Here is a 24,581-nt window from a genome sequence, read left to right as displayed (position 1 = left end):
CGCGGCATTTCGCCGCGCCCGGCCGCCTGAAGGCGGCCCCAAACAGCCCCGCTGTTTGCCTTGCGGTTATTATACCACAGCTGTCAATAGCTCAGACGGGAAAGTAGGTCAGCACCCCGGCCAGAGCGTCGGCAGGAAAAACCATACGGCCATGCTCTGCCAGACTGGCTTCCAGATGGGGCCGCCCGGCCTCGCTGCGTCCAAACTCGGAAAGCCGTACGGCGGTCTGCTCCGCCCCTGCGGGAAGGGAGAGCCACCACCGCTCCTTCCACCACAGCAGGGCGGCGTCCGGCCTGGGCTGGTCCAAGGCCCGGGCAGCGGCGGCCAGGTCCTCCAGGCTGGCAAAGGAAAACCAGCGCTGCTCCGGTGAGCGCACATGGGCAAACACCAGCACGCCGCAGGACTCCGGGTAGGCCTCGATCTCGATGGAGCCCTCCAGATCCATACCCGCCTGCCGGAAGGCGGTACGGGTCAGCTCCAGGGCCTGCTCCAGAGTAAGTCCCGCCGGCGTCAGACCGTGCTCCTTCAGGTCGGCGGGGGTGATGTACAGGGCAACGCTGGCGCTGCCGATGGGCTGGATGGTCATAGTCTGCCTCCTCTCAAATGCAGGAACGATTATACCGGTTCCGGCTCCCGCCGTACAGCTGTAATGATTGGCTTGATTGGAAAAGCTGAGGGTGGCACGGAACCTGGAAATATGATATAATGCACCTAACCGATGTAAGAAAAGGGGATATGCCGGATGGAACTGTGGGAAAAGACTGTAGAGAGCGAAACGCTCTTTGAAGGTAAGATCGTCACCCTGAAGCTGGACAAGGCCCAGCTGGTCAACGGCCGGATCGCCCGGCGGGAAGTGGTGGAGCACCCCGGCGGGGTGGCTGTGCTGCCCCTGTTTGACGACGGTACCGTCAGCATTGTGCGGCAGTTCCGCTATCCCTTCCAGACCGTGGTCACCGAGCTGCCCGCCGGCAAGCTGGAGAAGGGAGAGGACCATCGACCCGCCGCTCTGCGTGAGCTGGAAGAAGAGGTGGGCGTCACCTGCGGCAAGCTGACCTATCTGGGCTGCCTGTACCTCTCCCCCGGCTTCTCTTCCGAGGTGCTCCATATGTATCTGGCTCAGGATCTGAAGCAGGGCGCCTGCCACCCGGACGACGACGAATTCCTGGAGGTGGAGCGGGTGCCCTTTGCCCAGCTGGCCCAGCAGGTCATGGACGGGGAGATCGTGGACGCCAAGACGGTGGCCCTGGTGCTGAAGGTCAAGCAGCTGCTGGGTCTGTAAAGACAGGAGGTTGGCATGAGCAAGCGCATTTTGATCGTGGAGGATGAGAAGAACATTGTGGACATCCTCAGCTTCAACCTGACCCGCGAAGGCTACGAGACGCTGGAGGCCTACGACGGTCAGGCAGGACTCCAGTTGGCGCTGGAGCAGAATCCCGACCTGATCCTGCTGGACCTGATGCTGCCCAAAATGGACGGTTTCGACGTGTGCCGCAGCCTCCGCAAGGAGAACCGCTCCACCCCGGTCATCATGCTCACCGCCCGGGAGGAGGAGACCGATAAGGTGCTGGGCCTGGAGCTGGGCGCCGATGACTATATCACCAAACCCTTCTCCATGCGGGAACTGCTGGCCCGGGTGAAGGCCAACATCCGCCGCAACGAGATGGTGGCCGGCGCTCCCGCCTCCGCCCCCTCCGGCAGCCGGATGGAGCTGGGCCGTATCTCCATCGATCCTGACCAGATGGTGGTCTGCAAGGATGGACGGCCCCTGGAGCTGACCCAGCGGGAGTACGAGCTGATCAAATTCCTGGCTGCCCAGCCCGGCAAGGTGTTCTCCCGGGAGGCGCTCATGGAGCACGTCTGGAACTATGAGGGCTATGTGGGTGATGTGCGGGCTGTGGACGTGGCCGTCCGCCGCCTCCGGGAAAAAGTGGAGGACGATCCGGCATCGCCTCAATTTGTGGTGACCCGGAGAGGACTGGGATACTATTTTAACGCTTAACCCTGCGCCAACTGTCCGGATCGTCCTCCACGGGACCCCGCACAGCGGGGCGGCGCCTGCGCCGTACAAGCGATTTGCCCAGCGGGCAAATCCTTGATGGCCGGGGAAATTCATTTTTCCCGGCCAGATGCAATGATCTCCAGGGCTCCCGGCGGCTCTGCCGCCGGGAATCGGACGATCCGGCATCGCCTCAATTTGTGGTGACCCGGAGAGGACTGGGATACTATTTTAACGCCTGATGCTTCTTCGGCGGGCCGGGGCAGCGGTCCCTGCCCGCCTGATTTTATTCTGACAAGAGAGGAGTGGTCCACAGTATGTTCCGCAGCCTGCACATGAAGCTCATGCTCATCATGACGCTGCTCATCATTCTGCTGATGACCGTTGTGGGCGCATTCCTCATCAACTCTGTGGCCAATTTTTACACCCAGGACTTTTACACCCAGATGTCCCAGGCCTTTGCCGACGAGGTATTCTGGGCCGACCTGAACACCCCCACCCCCGGCGAGCAGGACGGCGCGGCCAGCATTGCCGAGATCCTCAACGCCTATAACGGTACTCTGGGCGTGGACAACCGCAGCCGGAAATACTATGTGCTGGACGGTAAAGACGGCCACTGGCTGGCGGGCTCTGACGAACAGGACGCCGACCAGCCTCTGGATATGGATTCCCGCAACCTGATGCGGGTGCTGGCCGGAGAGGAACAGAGCGACGACAGCACTCCTTCCGCCTCCTACATGGATGTGGCGGTGGCCGTCCAGCGGGGAGACCAGCGCTATATCATCTATGTCCGGGATGATGGCACCAATGCCGCCGCCCTGAACAGCGAACTCATCACCCTCATCGTGGAGGCCCTGGTCTTTGGTCTGGTGATCTCAGTCCTGCTCTCCTTCCTGCTGTCCAAAACCCTCATCACCCCCATTGAGCGGCTTACCGAGGGCGCGGAACGGGTGGCCGACGGCGATTTCTCCCAGAAGCTGGAGGTGGCCTCTAGGGACGAGATCGGCATCCTCACCGGCACCTTCAACGACATGGCGCAGCAGCTCCACCATACGCTGGAAGAGGTGGAGAACGAGCGCAACAAGCTGGGTACTCTGTTTCTCCACATGACCGACGGCGTGGTGGCCTTTGCCCGGGACGGCGCGGTGATCCAGTCCAACCCCGCCGCTGAGGAGCTGCTGGGGACGGCCATCCCCATTGGCGGCAGCGTCAACTATGATACCCTGTTCTCCGACATTGCCCCCCTCCAGGGGGTGCTGGCAGTCCAATCCCCCGGCTATCTGGACGGAAAGCGCACTGTAGGCGGCAAAAGCCTGGAGCTGCTGCTCACCCCCTTTGACCAGGAGCGGCTGGGCGGCGTGCTGGTGGTGATCCATGACGTCACCGAGCAGCACAAGACCGAGGAGATGCGCCGGGAGTTCGTGGCCAATGTGTCCCACGAGCTGCGCACCCCCCTGACCAACATCCGCTCTTACGCTGAAACTCTGGTGGATAATGCCGGGGAGCTGCCTGCCAACACAGAGAAAAACTTCCTGGGGGTCATTCTCAACGAGTCTGACCGGATGACCCACATCGTGCAGGACCTACTCACCCTCTCCCGGTTCGACTCCGGCCGGTCGGAGCTGAAGCTGGCCCCCTTCCCCTTTGGTCAGGCGGTACAGGACGTGTATAATGCCATCCTGATGGAGGCCCAGCGCCACGGCCATCAGGTGGAGCTGAAGCTCCCCCCCACCCTGCCCGATATCGTGGGCGACCGGGAACGCATCCTTCAGGTCATGATGAACATCGTCTCCAACTCCATCAAATACACCCCCGACGGCGGCCACATCCGCATCTCCGCCGGCCAGTGGCCGGGCAAGGTGTGGATGGAGGTGGCCGACAACGGCATCGGCATTCCCGAAGCTGACCGGGGCCGCATCTTTGAACGTTTCTATCGGGTGGACAAGGCCCGCTCCCGGGAGTCCGGAGGCACCGGACTGGGCCTCTCCATCGCCAAGGAGATCATCGACCGGCATGAGGGCACCATCGAACTGCTGGACCGGCCCGGTCCCGGCCTGACGGTGCGCGTCACCCTGCTGACGGAGGGCCCCCGCCATGGAAAGGAATAAGCCGAGACGCCGCAGGAACCGGGGCCTGGAGCGGCTCAAGACCCTGCTCATCGCGCTGCTCACCCTGTCCGCCCTCTACCTCACTGGGCTGACCCTGGTGCAGAACCGGGCGGCCTCCGGCTCCCAGGGGTTGCTGGGCAGCCTGGTCTCCCTCTTCCACCCTCAGAGCACTGTGGAGACCTCCGATCCCGGCAGCGCCGTGCAGCTGACCGCCGCCGCCCGACCGGTCCGCATCGCGGTGTGCGATGGAGTCAACCGCTACGCCGTCCAGTACAACACCACCCAGACCGACAAACTGTACGACAGCGTGGGTATCCTGTTGGGCGAGGCGCTGTCCAGCGCAGAATCACCCACGGTCGTCACCGAGCAGATATGGCAGGCAGCTTTGGGCTCCCCCGGCGTCTGGTTCGATTTTCTGGGCAAGATCCCGCTGGAAACCCTCAGTGCCTGGACCGGAGAAGGGCGCATCAATGCCGCACTCACCGGCTCCGCCCGGCGAATCGCCGTGGCCCTGGCAGACGACGGTGTGCGGCTGTACTATCATAATGAAAACGACGGCCTGTACTATACCTGCAAAACCGCGGTGACCTACCAGGGCCACATGGACGAACTCATTGCCGGTTACGGGGGCAACGGCGTCCCCTTTGCCTTTGAGTTGGGCACGGACAGCGGCTACGCCGGGCTGGACCCCTATGTGCTCATCTCCGCGTCCGCCCCCACCCCTGCCGTCTACCGCTCCTCCAATCCCCTGGCCAACCTGGATGAAAACCTGATCAACAGCTTGCAGCAGGCCCTCTCTTTTCAGACCTCCTACTACGCCATTCCTAACGGCATCCGTATCCGGGAGGGGCAGGAGACTCTGGAGATCAGCAGTACCGGCACCGTCTCCTATACCACGGCCGAAGGCACCGCCTCCCGCTATCCGGTAGGAAATGAATTCGGCTATGACATTACGGAGGTAGTGGAAACCACCCGGCGGATGGCCGCCGATACGGTGGGCCGCTACTGCGGCGCCGCACGCATCTATCTGATGGAGGTAGTTGAGACCGAAGATGGGCTGTCCGTCCGGTATGGTTACAGCCTGAACGGCACAGAGGTCAGTCTGTCCGGCGGTGACAGCGCCGCACTTTTTACCATTCAGGACGGTCAGATCGCCTCCTTTACGCTTCGGTTCCGGCGGTATGAAGATACAGGTCAGACCAGCCTGATTTTAAACGAACAGATGGCTGCCGCGGCTTTGGAGGCCCTGGACCCGGAGGGCCGGGAGCTGGTCCTGTGCTACAGTGACAGTGGTGGCGAAACCGTCCAGGCCGGCTGGGTCGCAAAATAGCCCCAGCCGCCATTCTCCGGACATGAGAGCGAGGTTCCTATGGAGTGGTCTAAACTAAAAAATGTGATGCTGCTGATGCTGCTGTGCGTCAATATCATCCTGCTCCTGCTGGTAGGAAGTCAGGCCAGCCAGGACAAACGCTATCAGGCGGAGACCAAGCAGGCCGCCCAGGCTGTTCTGGAGCAGGGCGGTATTGACTTTACCCTGGATAAATTCCCCACCGATTTGGCTTTGCCGGTGACCACCGTCACCCGTGACCGGACCGGCGAGGCCAATATGGCCGCCGCTCTGTTGGGGGAGGTCACCCTGGAGGGGGAAAGCGAGGTGCGTCCCCGCTACTCCGGCCCCGGTGGTACCGCAGAATTTTCCATGAACGGCAGCTTTACCATCACCCTCACCCCCGGGATCTGGAGCCTTGGGGAGGGGCAGGACTACGAGACATCCGGTCAGGCCTGCCTGGAGGCCATGGGCTTTACCGGCACCCTGTCCGACACAGAGCAGACCGGCACCCAAACCGTGCTGACCTACTGCCAAAGCTGGGAGGGTTCCCCCCTCTTTTCCTGCACCATCCGCCTCCACTGGCAGGGAAACGACCTGATCCAGGTGGAGGGACAGCGGCTGGACGGCAGCACTTCCGCTTCGGTCACCAAGTCCCTCCTCTCCACCCCCACCATTCTGGTCCGTTTTCTGGCCGGGATCAATGAGGGAGGCTATGTGTGCAGCCGCATCGACGCTATGGATGGTGGCTACCTGCTCTCCAGCAACACCACCCGGCAGGTCCAGCTGACCCCGGTATGGCGGTTTGTCACCGACACCGGTACCTACTACGTCAACGCGGTCACCGGTGAATTTTCACCTCTGGGATAATCAAAAAGGGAGCGGCTTACGCCGCTCCCTTTTTCATGTCTGAATGATTATTCCTCGTCCACGATGAGGCCGTAGCCGCCGTCATTGCGCTTATAGACCACGGCAAAGCGCCCGCCCTGATCCACGTCCTTGAAGGCGAAGAAGGTGTGGTCCACCAGATTCATCTGGAGCACCGCCTCGTCCACCGTCATGGGCTTGATGGGGAAGCGCTTGGTGCGGACGATCTTGAACTCCTCCTCATCACTCTCGGGGGCGAAGGAGGAGATCTCCTCGGCGTCCACACTGCGGGAGAATGCGTCCTGACGCAGGCGCTTCTCCAGGCGGCTCTTATTTTTACGCAGCTGGCGCTCCACGGAGGAGACCGCCGCGTCGATGGTGGCAAACATATCGGAGGTGCTCTCGGCTACACGGATAATGGTACCGCCGGAGCGGATGGTCAGCTCCACGTTATTGCGGTCCTTCTCCACGCTGAAGACGATGGCGGCCTCCGTATCCGCCTTAAAGTAACGGTCTAACTTGCCCACCTTTTTCTCGGCATAGGCATGGACCTTGTTGGGCAGATTGATCTTCTTGTCAGTAAACACGAACTTCATCGTTTTCAACTCCTTCCACCCTCCGAGGAGGGATTGGGTCGCCGGTCAGGACCGGTTCCCTGCTTTGATTATACCACGTCGTACGCAGATTGTCACAACTTATTTCAAAAATTTTTGTGAATTTTGCCCATCACATTCCGGACCCTCCGGGTGGGAACACACACCGCAGCCACAGCGGCCTCCGCCGCAGTCCCGCCGCGCACAGTTTCGGCCCGGACAGACCTCCCCCTGTGGACACAGGGCATAATCGCCGCCGGTAATGGTCAGCCGCCGCCCCTCCACCAGGGCCAGAGCCAGCTTCTTGCGGGCCGTATCGTACACCTGCTGCACCGTGGAGCGGGCCACTCCCATCTGGGCGGCGCACTCCTCCTGGGTACAGCCCAGCAGATCCATCAGGCGGATGGCCTCATATTCCTCCACCGCCATCTCCACCGTCCCGTCCCCGCCCCCTGTCAGCGGTCCAAAGGTGTCGTGCCGGGGCAGGGCACAGATGCGGCGGCATTTCTTCGGTCTAGCCATGGGCGCTCCCTCCTGTTCCTGCTCTCAGTGTAGCAGATTCCCGGTATATGTCAAGAACTCACAAAAAACAAAGCCGCTGCCTTCGGCAGCGGCTTTGTGGTTACAGTGCGGCGAATACTTCTTCCGCAGCGGCCAGAGTGGCCTGGAGTTCCTCCTCCCCATGGGCGGCGGAGACAAACATAGCCTCGAACTGGGCGGGGGCCAGAGCCACGCCCCGCTCCAGCATCCCCTGGAAGTACCGGGCGTACTTGCCCACGTCGCTGCCCTTGGCGTCTACGAAGGTGGACACGGCGGTGGGAGTGAAGAAGGGGGCCAGCAGGGAGCCGATCTGATTGACCACCACCGGCGCACCGGTCTTGGCGATGGTTTCCCGCAGGCCTGCCGCCAGCTTCTCGCCCTTGGCGGCGATGTGGGTATAGACCTCCGGGTGGTCCTTCAGGTAGTTCAACTGGGCCAGACCGGCAGCCATGGCTACCGGGTTGCCGCTGAGGGTGCCCGCCTGGTACACCGGACCGCAGGGAGCTACCTGCTCCATAAGGGCACGGCTGCCGCAGTAGGCGCCCACCGGCATACCGCCGCCGATGATCTTGCCGAAGGTAATGAGGTCGGCCTTCACGCCGAAATACTCCTGGGCGCCGCCCAGGGCCAGCCGGAAGCCGGTGATAACCTCGTCAAAGATCAAGAGGGCTCCGCTCTTGTCGCACAGGGCCCGCAGCCCCTCCAGAAAGCCGGAAGCAGGATTGACCACACCCATGTTGGCGGCCACCGGCTCCACGATGATGCAGGCGATCTGGCCGGGGTAAGCGTCCAGCAGGGCCTCCACGGAGGAGAGGTCATTGAACTGGGCGGTGAGGGTGTGCTTTACGATGTCCTCGGGCACGCCGGCGGAGGAGGGATGGCCTCCCGCCAGGGCGGAGGAGCCGGCGTTCACCAGCAGGCAGTCGGAGTGGCCGTGGTAACAGCCCTCAAACTTGATGATCTTGTCCCGGCCGGTGGCGCCACGGGCCAGCCGGACGGCAGACATGACCGCCTCAGTGCCCGAGTTGACCATGCGCACCATCTCAATGTTGGGCACCAGGTCGATCATCAACTGGGCGATCTCCACCTCCCGGCGGGTGGGAGCGCCGAAGGACAGTCCGTCCTTCACGGCCTTCTCCACCGCCTCCCGGATCACCGGGTGGTTATGGCCCAGGATCATGGGGCCCCAGGAGCACACATAGTCGATATACTTCCGGCCGTCCTCGTCCCAGATGAAAGGGCCGTCGGCACGGGTAATGAAGCGGGGGGCCATACCCACCGCCCGGTAAGCGCGCACCGGGGAGTTGACTCCGCCGGGCAGGACCTTGACCGCCTGCTCAAACAGTTCTTCCGAGCGTCCCATCAGCCGATGTCCCCCTTCTGGATGGCCTGAGCCAGTTCTTTGGCGTAGTAGGTAATGAGCATATTGGCTCCCGCCCGGAACACGGACAGGGCGGACTCGCACATGATGCGGTACTCATCGATAAGGCCGGCAGCGGCGGCAGCCTTGATCATGGCGTACTCACCGGACACGGAGTAGGCGCACATGGGCAGGTCGTAGGCGTCGGAGCACTCCCGGATCACATCCAGGTAGCTGAGGGCGGGCTTGACCATGATGATGTCGGCTCCCTCCTCAATGTCCAGAGCGCACTCCTTCAGGGCCTCCTTCCGGTTGTGGGGGTCCATCTGGTAGCCCTTCCGGTCCCCAAAGGAGGGAGCGGAGCCTGCCGCCGAGCGGAAGGGTCCGTAGAAGGCGGAGGCGTACTTGGCGGAGTAGGCCATAATGGGGGTGGAGGTGTAGCCGTGCTCGTCCAGGATGGCCCGGATGGCGGCCACCCGGCCGTCCATCATGTCGGAGGGAGCCACCATGTCGGCCCCGGCCTGCACATGGCTGAGGGCAGTCTTGGCCAGTACCTCCAGGGTCTGGTCGTTGTCCACCTCATGGCCGCAGAGGATGCCGCAGTGGCCGTGGTCGGTGTACTCGCACATACACACGTCGGTGATGACATAGAAGTCGGGATACTCCCGCTTGATGGCCCGGATAGCCTCCTGGACCACGCCGTGCTCATCCCAGGCGGAGGAGCCGATGGCGTCTTTATGGGCGGGCAGGCCGAAGAGGATGCAGTGATTCACCCCGGCCTCCAGGCACTCCTCCACCGCCTGGCACACACTGTCGATGCCATAGTGATTCTGGCCGGGCAGGGCCTCAATGGGCCGCACCCCCTGGAGGGTCTCGTCCACAAAGATGGGATAGATCAGGCTGTCGGGGGACATCCGGGTCTCCCGGCACAGGCGGCGCACCGCGTCGTTGCCCCGCAGGCGGCGGGGCCGTTGGATCAGTTCCATATCAAACACCTTCCAAAATGGTTTCCACCAGTGCGTCCATGGTGGCCTCACGGGCCACCCGCACCGGGATACCGTACTTCTGTGCTTCGGCGGCGGTCTGGGCCCCGATGCACATACCCACCATACGGGAGAAGTTTGCGTCCTCCCCCACGGAGGAGACGAAGCCCTTCACGGTGGAAGCGGAGGTGAAGGTCACCAGCAGGCCCTCCGTCCCCTCCACCGCCTCCCGCAGCTCCTGAGAGCGGGGGTTTTCGTACACCGTGCGGTAGCTGGCTACGTCGTCACAGGCAATGTTACGCCTTGCCAGCCCCTCTGTCAAGGCGGGGGAGCCCTCCTCCGCCCGAAGCGCCAGCACCTTGCCCATGGCGGGCAGGCCCGCTCCCAGGTGGGCGGCGTCGTATACCTCCGGCACATAGTCGGCTTTCAGGCCGTGGGCCGCCAGGGCACGGGCGGTACCGGGACCGATGGCGGCCAGTTTCACAGCACCCAGGGCACGGGCGTCCTTGCCGTGGCCCTCCAGCCACCGCCACAGGGCCTCCACCCCGGCGGGGCTGGTGAGGGCCAGCCACTCATAGTCACAAAGCCGCTCCATAGCCTCATCCACCCCGGGACAGGGGTCCAGGAGGAGAGTGGCGATACAGGGGTACTCCCACACATCGGCCCCCAGATCCCGCAGCCGTGCGGACAGGGTGCCCGAGCGCTCCCGGGGCCTTGTGACCACCACCCGCTTCCCCTTCAGGGGCAGCTTGTCAAACCAGTCAAAATCCTCGGCCAGGGCGCACACCTTGCCCACCACGATGACGGCGGGGCTCTCCACCCTGGCCTCCTCTGCCACGGCGGGCAGGGTGCCCAGGGTGGCGGAAATGCGCCGCTGGGCGGGGGTGGTGCCCCGCTCCACCACGGCGGCGGGCATATCGGGCTCCATGCCCGCGTCCAGCAGACCCTTGCAGATCTGGGGCAGGGCGGACACGCCCATCAAAAAGACCAGGGTGCCCTTTGTGCGCACCAGGGCCTCAAAGTCGATGTCCAGCTCCTTCCCCGCCCGCTGATGGCCGGTAACGATGTGGAGGGAGGAGCAGCAGTCCCGGTGGGTTACCGGGATACCCCCGTAGGCGGGGGCGGAAATGGCGGAGGTGATGCCGGGTACCTCCTCAAAGGATACGCCGTGCTGGGCCAGCAGCTCCAGCTCCTCGCCGCCCCGGCCAAAGAGGAAGGGATCGCCCCCCTTGAGGCGCACCACATTCTTGCCCTCCAGGGCCTTGTCCAACAAAATCTGGTTGATCTGGTCCTGGGGCACCGGGTGGCGGGAGGCCTGCTTGCCCACGTCGATGTGCTCGGCCTTCTCGGGCATCATGGCCAGGATGGCGGGGCTGACCAGCCGGTCATACACCACCACCTCCGCCTTCTGGAGGGCCTCCAGCCCCTTCCGGGTCAGCAGGCCGGGATCTCCCGGCCCCGCCCCCACCAATGTCACTTTACCAGGCATGGGTTTCCCTCCTTCATGCGGTCTGCCAGCGCCTCCGCCAGCACGGCCCCCTCTTCCTTCGGTCCGGAAATTTTCTCCCGGAACACCTGCCCGGCCTCGTCCACATAGAGGCCGGTGAGGGTGATGATTTCTCCCTCCAGCACAGCGTGGGCGGCAATGGGAGAGGAGCAGCCCCCGTCCAGCCTGCGGACAAAAGCCCGCTCGGCCCGGGCGCACAGGGTACCCGCTTCATCCACCACACCGCTGAGATAGCTCAGGTCCTCCCCGGCCCGGGTCTGAAGGGCCATAATACCCTGGCCCGCCGCCGGGATCATCTCCTCCACGGTAAAATACCGGGTAATGCGCCCTTCCAGTCCCAGCCGTTTCAGGCCGGCGGCGGCCAGCACCAGGGCGGAATACTGGCCCTCGTCCAGCTTGCGCAGCCGGGTGAGCACATTGCCACGCACCGGAGCCACCTCCATATGGGGGAACAGCTTTTTCAGCTGCACCGTCCGCCGGGCGGAGGCGCAGCCGATGGGCTTGGCGGGGTCCAGCTCGGTGACCCCCTCGGGGAGCACCAGCACATCCCGGGGGTCCTCCCGCTTGGAGAAGCCCGCCAGGGGAATGGCCGGGTCCTCCTCCATGGGCAGATCCTTGCAGCTGTGTACCGTCAGATCCACCCGACCGTCCAGCAGGGCAGCGTCCAGCTCCTTCACAAAGAGGCCCTTGCCGCCAATCTTGTCCAGGGTGCGGTCCAGGATCTTGTCGCCGGTGGTCTTCATGGTCACCAGCTCCAACGCAATATCCGGGTGATGGGTCTGGATGCCCTCCATCACCAGCTCCGACTGGATGACAGCCAGCTTGCTCTCCCGGCTGCCTACCCGTATGGTCTTCATTCCAATCCCTCCAGTACGGCCCGGATGGCCTTGGCGGCCCGGGCGGTGCGGGCGTGGTCGTCTCCCCGCCCGGCCACTCCGGCCACAATGTTGTCCCCGGTGCAGATGGCGGGGAAAAAGAAGGTACACTCCTCCGGGGCATCGGCCACGCTCACCGGGATACCCAGGGCCCGGGCCTCCTCTCCCACGGCGCGGTTGACAGCGCGATTGTCAGTGGCGGCCACCGCAATGGCGGCTCCCGCCAGATCGCCGGGGGCATAGGACCGTCCCTCCCACTGTATGCGCCCGTCCAGGGCTTTACACCTGGGGGCAATGACTCTGACCTCCGCGCCGAAACGGGCCAATACCTCCGCCCGGCGGCAGGCTACCACACCGCCGCCGATGACCACCGCAGTTTTCCCCACCAGGTCGATGAACAGTGGAAAACGGAAGTGCTTTTCCGGCGGTAAGGTCCACCGGGGCTTGGCGGCGGTATGTACCTCGATCTTGGCGGCGCACCGCTCCAGATCCTCCGGGGTCAGGTTATCCTTCAACCCGCCGGACAGCAGATCCACCGCCCGGCTCACCGCCAGTTCCACCAGTTCCCGGGCCTCCGGGCCCTCCAGATCGGTGGACAGCACACGGGCGGCCACCGCCTGCTTGACCCGCTCCAGGCCGGGCAGGCAATTCTTGTAGTTCTCCCACTGGCTCAGCCGGTCCAGATACTTTTCCACAATGGCCGCCGCCTCCGGTGGAAGTTCCCGGCTGGCATCCACCCCCAGGTCGTCCACATTGTAGAGGGTGAAGCCGGGCAGGGTGGCCACCTGGGGCTCGATGTCCCGGGGGATGGCCAGGTCGGCCAGCACCCTGGGCGGATTGGACAGCTCCGCCAGCTCCCAGGCCGTCACGGTATAGTGGGGGCTGGTGGTGGCGGAGAGTACCAGATCCATGCCCTCCATGGCCTGATATCGCTCCTCATAGGGAGTAACGGCGCACCCGGCGGGCACCACGGTCTCCCCGTGGTGATAGCTGCGCAGGGTCACGGTGACGGCACACCCCGCCTCGTAGAGGAGGGAGGCAGACAGCCGCCCCATCTCCCCGTTGCCGATGACCAGGGCCTTCCGGCCCTTCAGGCTCCCCAGATGGGCTTCCAGCCGGTCCACGGCCGACCGGGCCGCCGAACGGGGCACCCCAATGAAACGGACTTTGGTCTTGATCTCTTTACCGGCGGCAGCGGCGTTGCGGAACAGCGTCTCCAGCACCCCGTCCGCCGTGCCTGCCTCCCGGGCAGCCTGAACGGCGCCCTTCACCTGGGTGACGATCTGATCTTCCCCCCAGATCTGGGAGCGCAGGCCGCCGGCCACCTCCATCAGGTGGCGGGCCGCCTCCTCCCCCGTCCGGGTCACAAAGGCGGCCGCAAAGGGGGCATATTCCACCCCCGCCTCATCGCACAGCAGCCGTCCCGGGTCAGGCATGGGGCCCTCCCCGCAGGACAGGTAGAGCTCAGTTCGGTTGCAGGTGGACAGCAGCACGCAGCCCTCCACCCCTGCCCGGCGGGACAGGCGGCGATCCAGCTCCAGCACCTGATTGCGGGTAAAGGACAGCTGTTCCCGCAGGTCGATGGGGGCTTTATGCCAGTCCAGGCCGGTCATGATGAGCTTCACGCCTCTTCCCCCTTTTTCACCAGCACCACCGAGAAGTAGCCGCTGCCCTCCTCCAGGTCGGCAAAGCGGGGACACACCAGTTCCCCTTCCATGCCGCAGTTGGCCACCAGGGAGGCACGTCCCAGCAAGCCGTGCTCCTCCAGCGTGTTTTTCAGGGCGCCGATCTCCTTGCCCGCCTTCATGAACACCAGGTTGGCATCCAGGTCCAGGCAGTCGGACACATCCTTGTGGGAGGCGGGGACGATGAGCAGCCGCTCGCTCTTCTCGCACAGGGCCATGTTCAGCTTGGCGGCCACGGCGCAGAAGGAGGGCACGCCGGGGATGATCTGGGCGTCGTACCCCCGGGCCACCACTTTTTTGTGGAGGTAGAGGTAAGTAGAGTACACCGTGGGGTCCCCCAGGGTGATGAAGGCCACGTCCTTGCCCCCGTCCAGGGCGGCGCACACCAGGTCGGCGTTGCGCTCATAGGCCGCGTCCAGAGCGGCGTGATCCCGCACCATAGGGGCAGCGCAGTTGAGCAACTCCTTGCCGTCAGCCAGCTCCCCCACGATATTGAGGGCGGTCTTCTCCCCCCGGCCCGCGTCGGGCACGGCCAGCACCGCCGCCTGGCGGATGATGCGCTCCGCCTTCTTGGTGATCAGTTCGGGATCGCCGGGGCCAACCCCCACACCGTACAACATTCCTCTCATTGGTTTTCCTCCTTGAGCATTCGCAGGATCTCCCGCCGGGCCGCCCCAATGGTGGCGGCGGACCGGTCGGCATCCAGACCGTCCACCTCCCGCAGCACCTCCATCAGATGGGCGATGCGGGGCAGACGCAGATGATTGGCACGCAGGGCCGCCGGATCGGCAAAGAGCTGCTCCGGCGTGCCCTCCAGCAGAACCTTGCCCCCTCCCAGCAGGTAGGCATAGTCGCAGTACAGGGGCACGATGTCCATGTCATGGGTGGCGATGAGCACCGTCATACCCAGCTCGTCCCGCAGGCGGGTGAGCAGCTTCATGATGTCGCTCACCCCCTGGGGGTCCAGGCCGGCGGTGGGCTCGTCCAGGATGAGCACCTCCGGCTCCATCACCAGCACCCCGGCGATAGCCACCCGCTTCTTCTGTCCGTAGGACAGGGCATGGGTGGGTTTGTCCCGCAGGTGGGACACGCCGGTACGTTCCAGGGCGGCTTCCACCCGGCGGCGGACCTCCTCCGCCGGCAGGCCCAGATTTACCCCGCCGAAGGACACGTCCCGGTACACGTCGGCGGAGAACAGCTGGTCGTCCGGGTCCTGAAACACAATGCCCACCCGGCGGCGCAGCTCCAGCAGGCCCTTTTTATCGTAGCGCACCGGCTGGCCCCCAAGCACCACCTTGCCGCTCTTGGGGGTGAGCACCCCGTTGAGGCTGAGAAACAGGGTGGATTTGCCCGCCCCGTTGGCCCCCAGAATACCGGTGACCTTGCCCTTTTCCGCGGCAAAGGTAATATGGTCCAGGGCTATGGTGCCGTCCTCATAGGTATAACACAGATCTTCTGCCTGGATGGCCTTCATCCCAGCAGCCTCCCTTCCACAAGCCAAATGGCGATCTGCCCCGCCGCCGCCAGGGCGGTGAGGGGGAGCAGCCCCCACCCCGGACGGTAGGCGTCGTTCAGGGTGGTGAGGCTGCCGGTATAGCCCCGGGACTCCAGGGCGGTATAGATACGGTCGGCCTTCCGCCATGCCCGCAGAAACACCATGGAGGAGAGCATCCCCAAGGAGGACACCGACCGGCGAAATCCCCGGTAGCCCAGCCGGGAATCCTGGGCGGTGCGGATGTTGGAAGCCGTCTCAGCCAGCACGAAGATGAAGCGGTAGATGAGCTCCATCAGCTCCACCAGCAGCTTTGGCACATGGAGCTTCTCCAGGGCCATGGTCAGGTCGGTAACGGGGGTATTGAGAGAGAGAAAGTACATACATCCCACCGCCCCCAGGGCCTTGCAGAAAATGCGCCCGCCCAGCCAAAGGCCATCCATGGTAAAGCCCCACAAGCTGTCGCCCACCGGAATGGCGGCCACCATCTCTGTCCCGGCAGGATAGGCCCCCGCCACGATGGTAAGGCAGCCGATGACCAGGAAGATCAGCGGCACCTTGAGAAAATGGAGGTACACCCTGGGGGGCAGTCCCCCCAGGGCGGTAATAAGCACCCCCATCAGAACCAGGGTAAACAGGCCCACCGCCACGCTGTCGCAGCACAGGCAAATCACCAGGGCGACCACCGTCAGCAGCAGCTTGGGCATGGGGGACACCCGCCGCAGGCGGGACTGATAGGCGTAGCGGTCGGTGCCCATGGTCAGTTCGTTCCTTTCTCTTTCCCGTCCGGCTTCTTGGTGATGCGGCCCAGAATAAAGCCCACCACACCGGCGCCGATGGCGGCCTGGAGAGCGAAGAGCATGGACTCCACCTCGCCGCTGGCGGGCTCCAGAATGGGCTCAAACCAGGGCTCATAGTCGGGGTTGAGCTCCATAATGGCCTCCTCAGCCTGGCCGTCGGCTCCGCCGAACTCGGCGTTGGGCAGCAGCCACAGGGGCACGGCGGCGATGACCACCACCAACAGGATCAAAATCAAATTTTTCTGCCAAACTTTCATATCCATCCCCTCCTTACAGCACCTGCAGCTCATGGAGCTCGGTCTTGCTGTACTTCTCCAGCACGTTGAAGATCACCACGGTGAGCAGGCCCTCGGCAATGGCCAGCGGTACCTGGGTGACGGCGAAGATGGTAAGGAACTTCACCATGCCGCCGTTGATGACCCCCAGCTGTACCGAGGTGACCACATAGGTGAAGAGGTCGCCCAGGGCGGCGGCGGCAAACACCGCCACAGCGGCGGGAGCCTTGACCTTCCGCAGCAGCTTATAGACCAGCCAGGACACGATGGGCCCGGCAATGGCCATGGAGAATACGTTGGCGCCCAGGGTGGTGAGGCCGCCGTGGGCCAGCAGCAGGGCCTGGAAGAGAAGCACGATCAGTCCCAGCACCGTCATGACCAGGGGCCCGAACAGGATGGCGCCCAGGCCCACACCGGTGGGGTGGGAGCAGGAGCCGGACACCGAGGGGATCTTCAGGGCGGACAGCACGAAGGCGAAGGCGCCGCACATGGCCAGCAGGATCTTGGCCCGGGGGGCCTGGTCGATCTTCTTCTTGATGGAGAAGAAGCCGGCCACCAGGAAGGGCACACACACCGCGCCCCAGCCGATGGCCCAGGGCACGGGCAGCATACCTTCGGCAATGTGCATGGCGGAGGCGCTCATGGTCATCAGACCCAGCAGCCCCACCAGCACCGCCGCGGCGCGGACGGTTTTGTTGGCAGTCAGAGTTCTCATAGTCGTTTCATCCTTTCCTATCACTCGTAGGCGTTTGGATTGCCGGGCCGGGCAAGGTTTTCCGGCTTGAGCCTCTCTGCCGCCGTGCGTCTTCCCAGGTTTCCCCAGTGACATGGTGCCCGGCGGCTCTTCTCTTACGGCAGCGGGACTGCGCGGGATTTCCACCCGGCTTCCCTTTTCCCGGCCCTCTATGCAAAACAGGCTTACGCCTGGAGTTGTTTGGCCTCTCCGGCGTGCTTGACAAAGAGGGCCTGGATGCTGGGAAACTCCCCCAGGCCCTGGAGCACACAGTTGACGGCGTAGCCCTTCTGCTCCAGCAGGGACTTCCAGGAATCCTCCTCCTCCCCCGCCAGATCGTTTTTGGCGTGGTCGCCCGCCACGATCATCAGGGGGCGCAGCTCCACCTTTGTGGCGCCCAGTTCTTGGATACGGCGCGCCGCCTCCCCGAACCCGGGGTAGCCTTCCACCGTGCCGATGACCACATCCTTCCGGCCCATATCCCGGAACACATACTCCAGCAGGGCGTAACAGGAGTTGGCAAAGTGCTCGGTGCCGTGGCCCATGTAGAGGATGGCCTTGCCCTCCTCCGCCTCCGGCAGATTATGGAGCAGAGCCTGCACCGCGTCCAGGTAGTCCCCGGTCTCGGTGAGCAAGGGGCGGCCAAAGGTCAGCTTCTCAAACCGGTCTTCAAAAGGGGTGGCCAGGTCCATCATCTTGTCGTACTCATCGCCGTTCATGATGTGGGTGGGCTGGACCAGCACGTCGGTGTATCCCTCCGCCGCCAGCTTCTCCAGGGCGGCGGGCACGTCGTCGATGTGGGTACCCTCCCGCTCCAGCTTTCTTAAAATCATACCGCTGGTGAAGGCCCGGCGCAGGGTGCGCTCCGGAAAGGCGGCGGCCAGGGCCTTCTCAATGGCGGCGATGGTCTTTTCCAGGGTGTCCCGGTGGCTGGTGCCGAAGGACACCGCCAGAAGGGCTTGTCTATTCATATCCTTCACTCCCGTACGTTGTTGCTGGCCTGGTAGAGCAGGGCGTTGCAGATGGCGGCGGCCACATTGCTGCCTCCCTTGCGGCCCCGGGCCACGATGTGGGGGATATCCATGGTGAGGAGCAGCTCCTTGCTCTCCACCACGTTGACAAAGCCCACCGGCACGCCGATCACCAGGGCGGGGGCCATCTTCCCCTCTTCGATCAATTCGCAAATCCGCACCAGAGCAGTGGGGGCGTTGCCGATGGCCAGCACCAGAGGGCCCTCCAGCTGAGCGGCCCGCTCCATGGACACAGTGGCCCGGGTCTCCCCACGAGCCTTGGCCTCGGCAGCCACATCCGGGTCGGACATGAAGCATACGGCCTTGCCGCCGAACTTCTCCAGCACCTTCTTGTTGACCCCGGAGAAGGCCATCTGGGTATCGGTGACGATGGTGCAGCCCCCCTTGATGGCGGCAATACCCGCCGCCACCGCGTCAGGAGAGAACACCAGATTGTCGGCATAGTCGAAGTCGGCGCTGGTGTGGATGGCCCGCTTGATCACCGGCAGCTGGTCGGCGGGAAATACCCGCTCACCCAGCTCCTGGCCAATGATCTCCATACTTCTGGCCTCGATCTCAGCGGGGGCCACCCGCTGCAACTCTATCTTTTTCATGGATCATTCCTCCCCGTTCAGGATGCGGTAGATCCGCTCCATATCCAGACTGGCCCGCAGACCGTCCGCCAGCTTGTCGTATTGCCGCTGGGCGTACTCCTGCCAGTCCACGCTGGCGGCCTGTCCCTCCAGGCCCTTGGCCTTCAGCAGGCAGTTCACCAGAGCGGAGGCCGCCCCGGCCTTGTCAAAGATGCCGTGGACGTAGCAGCCCCACACGTTGCCGTTACTCAGGCCGTCGGTGTGTTCCTCCCCGGTCTGGGTGACAAACTTCACCAGGGGGGCGGCAGCGCTCTCCGTCTTGCCCATGTGGATCTCATAGCCCTCAAAAGCCACACCGGCCAGAGGGGCAAAGATGCCCTCGGCCTGGGCAAAGGTACCGGTCACCCGGGTGCGGGTCTTCTCCCCCTGGAACACGGTTTCCGAGGGCAGCAGGCCCAGCCCCGCCAGGGTGCCGCCGCCCTCCACCCCGTCGGGGTCGGAGACGGTGTTGCCCAGCATCTGATAGCCGCCGCAGATGCCAATGACCGCGCCGCCCCTGGCGGCGTGCTTCAGAATGGCGCCCTCCAGGCCGCTCTGCCGCAGCCACCGCAGGTCGTCCATGGTGTTCTTGGTGCCGGGCAGAATGATGAGGTCGGGGTGGCCCAGCTCCCCCACGCTCCCCACATAGCGGAGGGAGACCTCCTCCATCCGCTCCAGGGGGTTAAAGTCAGTGAAGTTGGAAAGCCGGGGCAGGCGGATCACCGCCATGTCCACCAGGCCCACTTTACCGGATTTGGACAGACGGGCGGACAGGGAGTCTTCATCGTCCACGTCCACCTCCAGCATGGGCACCACGCCCAGCACCGGCTTGCCCGCCAGCTCCTCCAACTGGGTCAGGCCGGGGCGGAGAATCTCCACGTCCCCTCGGAACTTGTTGATGATGAGGCCCTTTATCAGGTCCTGCTCGTCCGGGTCCAGCAGCTTCACCGTGCCGTAGAGGGAGGCGAACACACCCCCCCGGTCAATGTCGCCGCACAGCAGCACCGGGGCCTTGGCCATCCGGGCCATGCCCATATTGACCAGATCGTCCTCTTTCAGGTTGATTTCCGCCGGGCTGCCCGCCCCCTCAATGACGATGATATCATACTCCTCGGCCAGGGAGGAATAGGCCTCCATCACATCGGGAATGAGATTTTTCTTATACTGAAAGTAATCTCCCGCCTTCATAGTACCCCGTGGAATACCGTTGACGATGACCTGGGAGCCCACGTCGCTGGTGGGCTTCAGGAGAATGGGGTTCATCCGCACGTCGGGGGCCACCCCCGCCGCCTCGGCCTGCATGACCTGGGCACGGCCCATCTCCAGCCCGTCGGGGGTGATGGCGGAGTTGAGGGCCATGTTCTGGGACTTGAAGGGGGCCACCTTGTAGCCGTCCTGCTTGAAGATGCGGCACAGCCCTGCCGCCAGCAGAGACTTGCCGGCGTTGGAGGCGGTGCCCTGGATCATAATTGCCTTTGCCATCACTGCACCTCGCTGAGGGCGGCCAGCAGCCGCCGGTTTTCTTCTTCGCCCCGGACGCACACCCGGTACCAGTCGGGGCCCAGACCGTGGTAGTTGGCGCAGGAGCGGATGAGCACACCACGCTCCAGCAGTTTTTCTTTCAGATCGGCCACACCGGGCAACCGGAACAGGAGATAGTTTGCCTGCCCGGGGATCACGGTACAGCCTGCTGCCGTCAGACCGGCGGCCAGACCGGGCCGGGCCTCCTCCACAAAGCGCCTGCCCTCCGCCAGCCAGTGGGGACAGCCGGTGAGGGCCGCCACGCCTGCCGCCTGGGCGGGGGTGGACACGCTCCAGGGCTGGGCGAACTTGCCCAGCTCCTCCCGCAGTCCCTCGTTGGCCGTCAGGCAGTAGCCCAGCCGCAGCCCCGCCATGGCGTAGCTCTTGGTGAAGGCCCGCAGCAGCACCAGATGGGGGTGGTTCTCCAGCCATGGGGCCAGCCCCGGCCCGCCGGTGGCCAGCGGCAGAAAGCATTCGTCCACCGCCAGCACCGCCCCCACAGCGCCGCACCGCTTCACCACTTCTTCCAGCAGATCCTCATCAATCAGCCGCCCGGTGGGGTTGTTGGGGGTACACAGGAACACCAGGTCAATGTCCGGACCGATGGCGTCCACGAAGCCAGCGTCCAGATCGAAGTTCCTGCTCTGGTCCAGGGTGTACCGGGCCACCTCGCAGCCCACGCAGGTCACGGCCTCCTCATACTCGGAGAAGCTGGGAGCGGTAACCAGAGCTTTTCCAGGCTTCAATGCGAAGGCCAGCCGGAAGATCAGGTCGGCGGCTCCGTTGCCGCACACCACCTGCTCCTCCCCCACCCCGTCGTGGGCGGCGATGGCCCGCCGCAGGTCCCGGCACAGAGGGTCCGGGTAGCGGGCGGACTGGTCCGCCGCCTGCCGGACCGCCTCCGCCACCAGGGCAGGCATCCCCAGGGGGTTCAGGTTGGCGGAAAAGTCCAGGACCTCCCCGCCGTAGGCGGCCTGGGCGGTGAGGATATCCCCGCCGTGGGTGTAGACTGGCATAACAACGCTCCTTTTCGTGGACAAAGTGGGCATCCGCCCTCATGGGAACAATAAAATCAGCAGGGGCACCCCGCAGAAGAGCAGCAGGGCGAAAAAGGCGGTGGCGTATAAAATCCGGCCCGACCGCAGGATGTCCAGAGGCTCGGGGGGCCGCTGGTCGTCCCCGATGGTGGGCTTCTCCACCAGCTTGCCGAAGTACCAGTTGGGACCCGCCAGCTGAAGCTGGAGCGCGCCCGCGCAGGCCGCCTCAGTGTGGGCAGAGTTGGGAGACTTGTGCTTTTTCCGATCCCGCAGGAAAATGCGCCAGGCGTTCTTCCCGTCGTACCCCGCTGCCACAGCCCCCAGGCACATGAGCACGCCGGAAATGCGGGCGGGCAGGAAGTTGAGCACGTCATCCCACTTGGCCGCCGCCCGGCCAAAGTAGAGGTATTTGTCATTTTTATAGCCCACCATGGAGTCCATAGTGTTGGCTGCTTTATAGAACATACCCAGGGGCGCACCGCCGATGGCCAGGAAGATGAGGGGGGCGATGACGCCATCGGAGGCGTTCTCCGCCACCGTCTCCACGGCCGCTTTGGTCACCCCGGCCTCGTCCAGCCGGTCGGTGTCCCGGCCCACGATCATAGAGACGGCATACCGGGCTTTCTCCAGATCCCCAGTCTTGAGGGCATCGTACACTTTACGGCTCTCGGCGGCCAGAGACTTGGTGGCCAGCAACTGGTAGCTCACCACGCTCTCCACCGCCAGGGACAGCCAGGGGCTGACCAGCCAGCAGGCCCACAGCAACAATACCGTCAGGCCGGTGGGGATCGCCAGGGTGAGGAGCACCAGTACCACGCCCCCTGCCAGCTCACCGCCTCGGGACTTGGGGAAGATCTTCCGCAACACCTTTTCCAGACCGGAAATCAGGGCGCCGATGGCCCGCACCGGGTGGGGAGCCCAGTGAGGGTCTCCCAGCAGCAGGTCCAGGCAGAAGCCAATGAGCAGCGCCGTCAGATGACTGATCCACCAACTCATCCCTTATACTCCTCCAGCACCGTCAGTTCCAGGGTGTCCAGGTCCAGCGCCATACGGAAGCCGCCGCAGTTGGGGCACATCCAGTCGTAATACGCCCTCTCCGGGCGGCCATACTTGGACAGCAGACCCATCAGCGCTCCGCCGTGGGACACCATGCCCACCCGCTCAAAGCCGTGGGCGGCGGCATCCTTGGCCAGCTTCTCAAGGCCGATGGACACCCGCTCCACCACCTGCTCGGCGGTCTCGCCCACCGGCATGGCGGCAAAGTTCAGCCGGTCGCCCTGGCCGATCCAGGCCTGATACAGGGGGTCGTCCTTCAGTTCCTGGTGGTTTTTCCCCTCAAAGGGGCCGAAGTCGGTCTCCCGCAGCTCTTCGATCACGGTGGTCTCCACCCCCGGCCACAGCAGCTCCGCCGTCTGGCGGCACCGTATCAGGGGGGAGCGGTAGATGTGCTCCACATGGGGCAGGATGGGCCCCACCTTTCGGGCCAGTTCCTCCCCCTGGGGGGCCAGCGGCACATCCAGCATACCGATGAACCGCTTTTCCAGGTTGCCCTGGGTGGTTCCGTGACGGATGAGGATCAGTTCCATGGTTTGTCTCCTTTCAGGGTCATGGGCAGGCCACAGAAAATGCGCTCCACCCGCTCCGCCCGCTTGGCCAGACGGCAGCACAGCCGCCCCACGTCCTCCCGCCAGGCCCGCTGGTCCGGGTCGATGGGTACTACGCCGCAGCCCACCTCGGCGCAGATCAGGATGACTTTGGGATTGGCGGTCAGCAACGCTTCCTCATCCAGGTGGGGCCACTGTTCCAGGCCGTCAAAGACCGGCTTCTGCCTGGCCTCCTCCGGGGTATGGGCCACCTGGTCGGAGGTATATCCGGTTTTTTGCAGCACATAGTCCAGCTTACCCTGACCCGCACCGCCAATGATGAGTATCATACCAACACCTCGATTTTCTGGACCACGGCCACCATCAGCACCATGCCCAGCTCGCAGATCTGGAGGAAGAATCCAGCCAGATCGCCGGTGACCCCTCCAAACTGCCGGGCGCTCATGACCCGGTAGTAGAGGCAGGCCAGCCCAGCCCCCAGCAGGGCGGCGCCCCCGGTCCACAGGTCCAGCCACAGCATGGCGGCCACGCAGACTGCCACCCAGATCACCATGACGCCACGGGCCTTGACGGTGTCCATAGGCCCGGTGAAGGTGGCCAGCAGGCCGGTGCCCCGGGCGTTGGGCAGGGAAAGTGCAAAGAGGCCGGACAGGCTGCGGGAGAGCACCGGCCCCAACGCCAGCACCAGAGCGGCCCGCCCCGATGCCGCCACCTCACTCCAGCAGGCAAAGAACACCAGCAGGTAGAGCCCGCAGCAGATGATGGCGAAGGCCCCGGTGTGGGAGTCCTTCAAAATCTCCAGCTTACGCTCCCTGGTCTGGTGGGAAGACAGGGCGTCGCAGGTGTCGCAGAAGCCGTCCAGATGGATGCCGCCGCTGAGGGCAATGGGGATGAGCAGGGCAAAGGCGGCAAAGAAGAGAGGCCCAAAGCCCAGATACCGGGCCAGGATCATCCAGCCGTACAGCACCGCGCCGATAACCGCTCCCACCAGAGGGAACCAGCACAGGGCCCAGGACAGGGCGCGCTTCTCCCAGTCCACCCTTGGCATGGGGACCTTGGAGTACATGGCAAAGGCAATGATAAGACTTTTCACGCACGTTCTCCTTTCCACGCCACGGGGATGCCGCACACCACTTCGTAGACCTGCCCCGCCAGGGCGGCCACCCGGCGATTCAGCTCCCCCAGTACCGACAGATAGTCCAGGGTGACGGGGTCGTAATCCATGCCATCGGAGAAAAGCTCGTTGGTGACCACCACCAGCAGCTCCGCCTGCTCTGCCGCCTTACAGATGCCAGAGAGCACCCGGTCCAGAGCACCGTCCTTCCCGTCGGGGGAAAAATACTCGTTGGCGCACAGGTTGGACAGGTCCTCCAGCAGCACGGCGCAGCCGGCAGGGAGAATGGCGTCCGCCAGGCCGGTGGGACACTCCACCGTCTCAAAGCCCTTGCCGGCGCGCATCTGCCGGTGACGCTCCACCCGGCGGATGCTCTCGGCGTCCCACACCTGCATGGTGGCCAGATAGATCCGCTTTTCCAGGCCGGAGGAGGTCACCAGACCCTCGGCAAATTCCGACTTCCCGCTGGCCGAGCCGCCGGAAACCAGGATTAACATGGTGATTCCTCCCTTCAAACGGGCG

The 24,581-nt window shown here is 64.2% G+C and carries 27 protein-coding genes and 1 riboswitch; of the genes, 5 read left to right on the top strand and 22 right to left on the bottom strand.

From position 1 onward, the window contains the following. Positions 1-91: 91 nt before the first annotated feature. Positions 92-586, bottom strand: coding sequence for an adaptor protein MecA (locus WHJ28_RS03120; RefSeq protein ID WP_340039678.1), 495 nt, complete (start codon positions 584-586; stop codon positions 92-94). A 156-nt stretch (positions 587-742) separates the two neighbouring features. Between WHJ28_RS03120 and WHJ28_RS03115 the strand changes: the two genes are divergently transcribed. The 5 genes from WHJ28_RS03115 to WHJ28_RS03095 all read left to right on the top strand — a co-directional run bounded on the left by WHJ28_RS03115 (position 743) and on the right by WHJ28_RS03095 (position 6,301). Continuing rightward, on the top strand, positions 743-1,279 hold the full coding sequence (locus WHJ28_RS03115) for an NUDIX hydrolase (protein WP_340039677.1): 537 nt from the start codon (positions 743-745) through the stop codon (positions 1,277-1,279). Between the two features lie 15 nt (positions 1,280-1,294). Beyond that, the gene (locus WHJ28_RS03110) at positions 1,295-1,999 is read left to right on the top strand and encodes a response regulator (protein ID WP_340039676.1); all 705 of its coding nucleotides are present in this window, start codon (positions 1,295-1,297) and stop codon (positions 1,997-1,999) included. 314 nt (positions 2,000-2,313) lie between these two features. After that, entirely contained in the window at positions 2,314-4,104 is a 1,791-nt protein-coding gene (locus WHJ28_RS03105) for an ATP-binding protein (protein ID WP_340039674.1), read from the top strand. Then, a complete protein-coding gene (locus tag WHJ28_RS03100; RefSeq protein ID WP_340039673.1) occupies positions 4,091-5,434 on the top strand; it encodes a hypothetical protein in 1,344 nt (447 codons plus the stop codon). The genes WHJ28_RS03105 and WHJ28_RS03100 overlap by 14 nt, the downstream gene beginning before the upstream one ends. Before the next feature lie 39 nt (positions 5,435-5,473). Beyond that, on the top strand, positions 5,474-6,301 hold the full coding sequence (locus WHJ28_RS03095; protein WP_340039672.1) for a two-component system regulatory protein YycI: 828 nt from the start codon (positions 5,474-5,476) through the stop codon (positions 6,299-6,301). Positions 6,302-6,348: 47 nt separating this feature from the next. Here WHJ28_RS03095 and hpf read toward each other — a convergent pair whose 3' ends face one another. The 21 genes from hpf to WHJ28_RS02990 all read right to left on the bottom strand — a co-directional run bounded on the left by hpf (position 6,349) and on the right by WHJ28_RS02990 (position 24,556). Further along, entirely contained in the window at positions 6,349-6,894 is a 546-nt protein-coding gene (gene hpf, locus WHJ28_RS03090; protein WP_340039671.1) for a ribosome hibernation-promoting factor, HPF/YfiA family, read from the bottom strand. A gap of 99 nt (positions 6,895-6,993) precedes the next feature. Next, positions 6,994-7,413 (bottom strand): DUF134 domain-containing protein, encoded by a 420-nt coding sequence (locus WHJ28_RS03085; protein WP_340039670.1) that lies wholly within the window; start codon positions 7,411-7,413, stop codon positions 6,994-6,996. A 100-nt stretch (positions 7,414-7,513) separates the two neighbouring features. Beyond that, entirely contained in the window at positions 7,514-8,794 is a 1,281-nt protein-coding gene (gene hemL / locus WHJ28_RS03080; RefSeq protein WP_340039668.1) for a glutamate-1-semialdehyde 2,1-aminomutase, read from the bottom strand. After that, the gene (gene hemB / locus WHJ28_RS03075) at positions 8,794-9,777 is read right to left on the bottom strand and encodes a porphobilinogen synthase (RefSeq protein ID WP_340039667.1); all 984 of its coding nucleotides are present in this window, start codon (positions 9,775-9,777) and stop codon (positions 8,794-8,796) included. The genes hemL and hemB overlap by 1 nt, the downstream gene beginning before the upstream one ends. Position 9,778: 1 nt before the next feature. Further along, positions 9,779-11,263, bottom strand: coding sequence for a uroporphyrinogen-III C-methyltransferase (gene cobA / locus WHJ28_RS03070; RefSeq protein WP_340039666.1), 1,485 nt, complete (start codon positions 11,261-11,263; stop codon positions 9,779-9,781). After that, entirely contained in the window at positions 11,248-12,138 is an 891-nt protein-coding gene (gene hemC, locus WHJ28_RS03065) for a hydroxymethylbilane synthase (protein ID WP_340039665.1), read from the bottom strand. Before hemC ends, cobA begins: the two co-directional genes overlap by 16 nt. Next, complete coding sequence (locus tag WHJ28_RS03060; protein ID WP_340039664.1) at positions 12,135-13,781, bottom strand: NAD(P)-dependent oxidoreductase; 1,647 nt, start codon at positions 13,779-13,781, stop codon at positions 12,135-12,137. The genes hemC and WHJ28_RS03060 overlap by 4 nt, the downstream gene beginning before the upstream one ends. After that, positions 13,778-14,470, bottom strand: a complete 693-nt coding sequence (gene cobI, locus WHJ28_RS03055; protein ID WP_340039663.1) for a precorrin-2 C(20)-methyltransferase — start codon at positions 14,468-14,470, stop codon at positions 13,778-13,780. Before cobI ends, WHJ28_RS03060 begins: the two co-directional genes overlap by 4 nt. Next, entirely contained in the window at positions 14,467-15,315 is an 849-nt protein-coding gene (locus WHJ28_RS03050; protein ID WP_340039662.1) for an ATP-binding cassette domain-containing protein, read from the bottom strand. Before WHJ28_RS03050 ends, cobI begins: the two co-directional genes overlap by 4 nt. Then, a complete protein-coding gene (gene cbiQ / locus WHJ28_RS03045) occupies positions 15,312-16,091 on the bottom strand; it encodes a cobalt ECF transporter T component CbiQ (RefSeq protein ID WP_340039661.1) in 780 nt (259 codons plus the stop codon). The genes WHJ28_RS03050 and cbiQ overlap by 4 nt, the downstream gene beginning before the upstream one ends. 2 nt (positions 16,092-16,093) lie before the next feature. Continuing rightward, positions 16,094-16,390: an energy-coupling factor ABC transporter substrate-binding protein gene (locus WHJ28_RS03040; protein WP_087270639.1), complete on the bottom strand. Its 297-nt coding sequence runs from the start codon at positions 16,388-16,390 to the stop codon at positions 16,094-16,096. A 13-nt stretch (positions 16,391-16,403) separates the two neighbouring features. Beyond that, the gene (locus WHJ28_RS03035; protein ID WP_340039659.1) at positions 16,404-17,123 is read right to left on the bottom strand and encodes an energy-coupling factor ABC transporter permease; all 720 of its coding nucleotides are present in this window, start codon (positions 17,121-17,123) and stop codon (positions 16,404-16,406) included. 33 nt (positions 17,124-17,156) lie between these two features. Then, positions 17,157-17,346, bottom strand: a riboswitch (cobalamin riboswitch). Then, complete coding sequence (locus WHJ28_RS03030) at positions 17,327-18,112, bottom strand: sirohydrochlorin cobaltochelatase (RefSeq protein WP_340039658.1); 786 nt, start codon at positions 18,110-18,112, stop codon at positions 17,327-17,329. Its footprint overlaps the riboswitch before it by 20 nt. Before the next feature lie 5 nt (positions 18,113-18,117). After that, complete coding sequence (locus WHJ28_RS03025) at positions 18,118-18,765, bottom strand: precorrin-8X methylmutase (RefSeq protein ID WP_340039657.1); 648 nt, start codon at positions 18,763-18,765, stop codon at positions 18,118-18,120. A 3-nt stretch (positions 18,766-18,768) separates the two neighbouring features. Then, the gene (locus tag WHJ28_RS03020; RefSeq protein ID WP_340039656.1) at positions 18,769-20,265 is read right to left on the bottom strand and encodes a cobyric acid synthase; all 1,497 of its coding nucleotides are present in this window, start codon (positions 20,263-20,265) and stop codon (positions 18,769-18,771) included. After that, positions 20,265-21,320 carry a threonine-phosphate decarboxylase CobD gene (gene cobD / locus WHJ28_RS03015; RefSeq protein ID WP_340039655.1) on the bottom strand — a complete coding sequence of 352 codons (1,056 nt, stop codon included), beginning with the start codon at positions 21,318-21,320 and terminating at the stop codon, positions 20,265-20,267. The genes WHJ28_RS03020 and cobD overlap by 1 nt, the downstream gene beginning before the upstream one ends. 39 nt (positions 21,321-21,359) lie before the next feature. Further along, positions 21,360-22,337, bottom strand: coding sequence for an adenosylcobinamide-phosphate synthase CbiB (cbiB, locus tag WHJ28_RS03010; protein ID WP_340039654.1), 978 nt, complete (start codon positions 22,335-22,337; stop codon positions 21,360-21,362). Beyond that, on the bottom strand, positions 22,334-22,927 hold the full coding sequence (locus WHJ28_RS03005) for a histidine phosphatase family protein (RefSeq protein WP_340039653.1): 594 nt from the start codon (positions 22,925-22,927) through the stop codon (positions 22,334-22,336). Before WHJ28_RS03005 ends, cbiB begins: the two co-directional genes overlap by 4 nt. Next, entirely contained in the window at positions 22,918-23,274 is a 357-nt protein-coding gene (locus WHJ28_RS03000) for a bifunctional adenosylcobinamide kinase/adenosylcobinamide-phosphate guanylyltransferase (RefSeq protein ID WP_340039651.1), read from the bottom strand. The genes WHJ28_RS03005 and WHJ28_RS03000 overlap by 10 nt, the downstream gene beginning before the upstream one ends. Beyond that, positions 23,271-24,038, bottom strand: coding sequence for an adenosylcobinamide-GDP ribazoletransferase (locus tag WHJ28_RS02995; protein WP_340039650.1), 768 nt, complete (start codon positions 24,036-24,038; stop codon positions 23,271-23,273). Before WHJ28_RS02995 ends, WHJ28_RS03000 begins: the two co-directional genes overlap by 4 nt. Then, positions 24,035-24,556: a bifunctional adenosylcobinamide kinase/adenosylcobinamide-phosphate guanylyltransferase gene (locus WHJ28_RS02990; protein ID WP_340039649.1), complete on the bottom strand. Its 522-nt coding sequence runs from the start codon at positions 24,554-24,556 to the stop codon at positions 24,035-24,037. Before WHJ28_RS02990 ends, WHJ28_RS02995 begins: the two co-directional genes overlap by 4 nt. Positions 24,557-24,581: the final 25 nt, after the last annotated feature.

This window comes from Flavonifractor porci, assembly GCF_037572415.1.
Classification (GTDB): Bacteria; Bacillota; Clostridia; order Oscillospirales; family Oscillospiraceae; genus Flavonifractor; species Flavonifractor porci.
Note: the sequence above shows the minus strand (reverse complement) of the source record. Positions and strands in the feature narration are given on the sequence as shown.

Bases quoted from the DNA above. Each gene is read 5' to 3' on its own strand.
- WHJ28_RS03095 (WP_340039672.1), top strand. From the start codon at position 5,474: ATGGAGTGGTCTAAACTAAAAAATGTGATGCTGCTGATGCTGCTGTGC.
- cbiB (WP_340039654.1), bottom strand. From the start codon at position 22,337: ATGAGTTGGTGGATCAGTCATCTGACGGCGCTGCTCATTGGCTTCTGC.
- WHJ28_RS03020 (WP_340039656.1), bottom strand. From the start codon at position 20,265: ATGGCAAAGGCAATTATGATCCAGGGCACCGCCTCCAACGCCGGCAAG.
- hemB (WP_340039667.1), bottom strand. From the start codon at position 9,777: ATGGAACTGATCCAACGGCCCCGCCGCCTGCGGGGCAACGACGCGGTG.
- WHJ28_RS03110 (WP_340039676.1), top strand. From the start codon at position 1,295: ATGAGCAAGCGCATTTTGATCGTGGAGGATGAGAAGAACATTGTGGAC.
- WHJ28_RS03105 (WP_340039674.1), top strand. From the start codon at position 2,314: ATGTTCCGCAGCCTGCACATGAAGCTCATGCTCATCATGACGCTGCTC.
- hemC (WP_340039665.1), bottom strand. From the start codon at position 12,138: ATGAAGACCATACGGGTAGGCAGCCGGGAGAGCAAGCTGGCTGTCATC.
- hpf (WP_340039671.1), bottom strand. From the start codon at position 6,894: ATGAAGTTCGTGTTTACTGACAAGAAGATCAATCTGCCCAACAAGGTC.
- WHJ28_RS03050 (WP_340039662.1), bottom strand. From the start codon at position 15,315: ATGAAGGCCATCCAGGCAGAAGATCTGTGTTATACCTATGAGGACGGC.
- WHJ28_RS03120 (WP_340039678.1), bottom strand. From the start codon at position 586: ATGACCATCCAGCCCATCGGCAGCGCCAGCGTTGCCCTGTACATCACC.
- cobD (WP_340039655.1), bottom strand. From the start codon at position 21,320: ATGCCAGTCTACACCCACGGCGGGGATATCCTCACCGCCCAGGCCGCC.
- WHJ28_RS03030 (WP_340039658.1), bottom strand. From the start codon at position 18,112: ATGAATAGACAAGCCCTTCTGGCGGTGTCCTTCGGCACCAGCCACCGG.
- WHJ28_RS03005 (WP_340039653.1), bottom strand. From the start codon at position 22,927: ATGGAACTGATCCTCATCCGTCACGGAACCACCCAGGGCAACCTGGAA.
- WHJ28_RS03115 (WP_340039677.1), top strand. From the start codon at position 743: ATGGAACTGTGGGAAAAGACTGTAGAGAGCGAAACGCTCTTTGAAGGT.
- cobA (WP_340039666.1), bottom strand. From the start codon at position 11,263: ATGCCTGGTAAAGTGACATTGGTGGGGGCGGGGCCGGGAGATCCCGGC.
- cobI (WP_340039663.1), bottom strand. From the start codon at position 14,470: ATGAGAGGAATGTTGTACGGTGTGGGGGTTGGCCCCGGCGATCCCGAA.
- WHJ28_RS02990 (WP_340039649.1), bottom strand. From the start codon at position 24,556: ATGTTAATCCTGGTTTCCGGCGGCTCGGCCAGCGGGAAGTCGGAATTT.
- WHJ28_RS03085 (WP_340039670.1), bottom strand. From the start codon at position 7,413: ATGGCTAGACCGAAGAAATGCCGCCGCATCTGTGCCCTGCCCCGGCAC.
- WHJ28_RS03000 (WP_340039651.1), bottom strand. From the start codon at position 23,274: ATGATACTCATCATTGGCGGTGCGGGTCAGGGTAAGCTGGACTATGTG.
- WHJ28_RS03040 (WP_087270639.1), bottom strand. From the start codon at position 16,390: ATGAAAGTTTGGCAGAAAAATTTGATTTTGATCCTGTTGGTGGTGGTC.
- WHJ28_RS03025 (WP_340039657.1), bottom strand. From the start codon at position 18,765: ATGAAAAAGATAGAGTTGCAGCGGGTGGCCCCCGCTGAGATCGAGGCC.
- WHJ28_RS03035 (WP_340039659.1), bottom strand. From the start codon at position 17,123: ATGAGAACTCTGACTGCCAACAAAACCGTCCGCGCCGCGGCGGTGCTG.
- hemL (WP_340039668.1), bottom strand. From the start codon at position 8,794: ATGGGACGCTCGGAAGAACTGTTTGAGCAGGCGGTCAAGGTCCTGCCC.
- cbiQ (WP_340039661.1), bottom strand. From the start codon at position 16,091: ATGGGCACCGACCGCTACGCCTATCAGTCCCGCCTGCGGCGGGTGTCC.
- WHJ28_RS03100 (WP_340039673.1), top strand. From the start codon at position 4,091: ATGGAAAGGAATAAGCCGAGACGCCGCAGGAACCGGGGCCTGGAGCGG.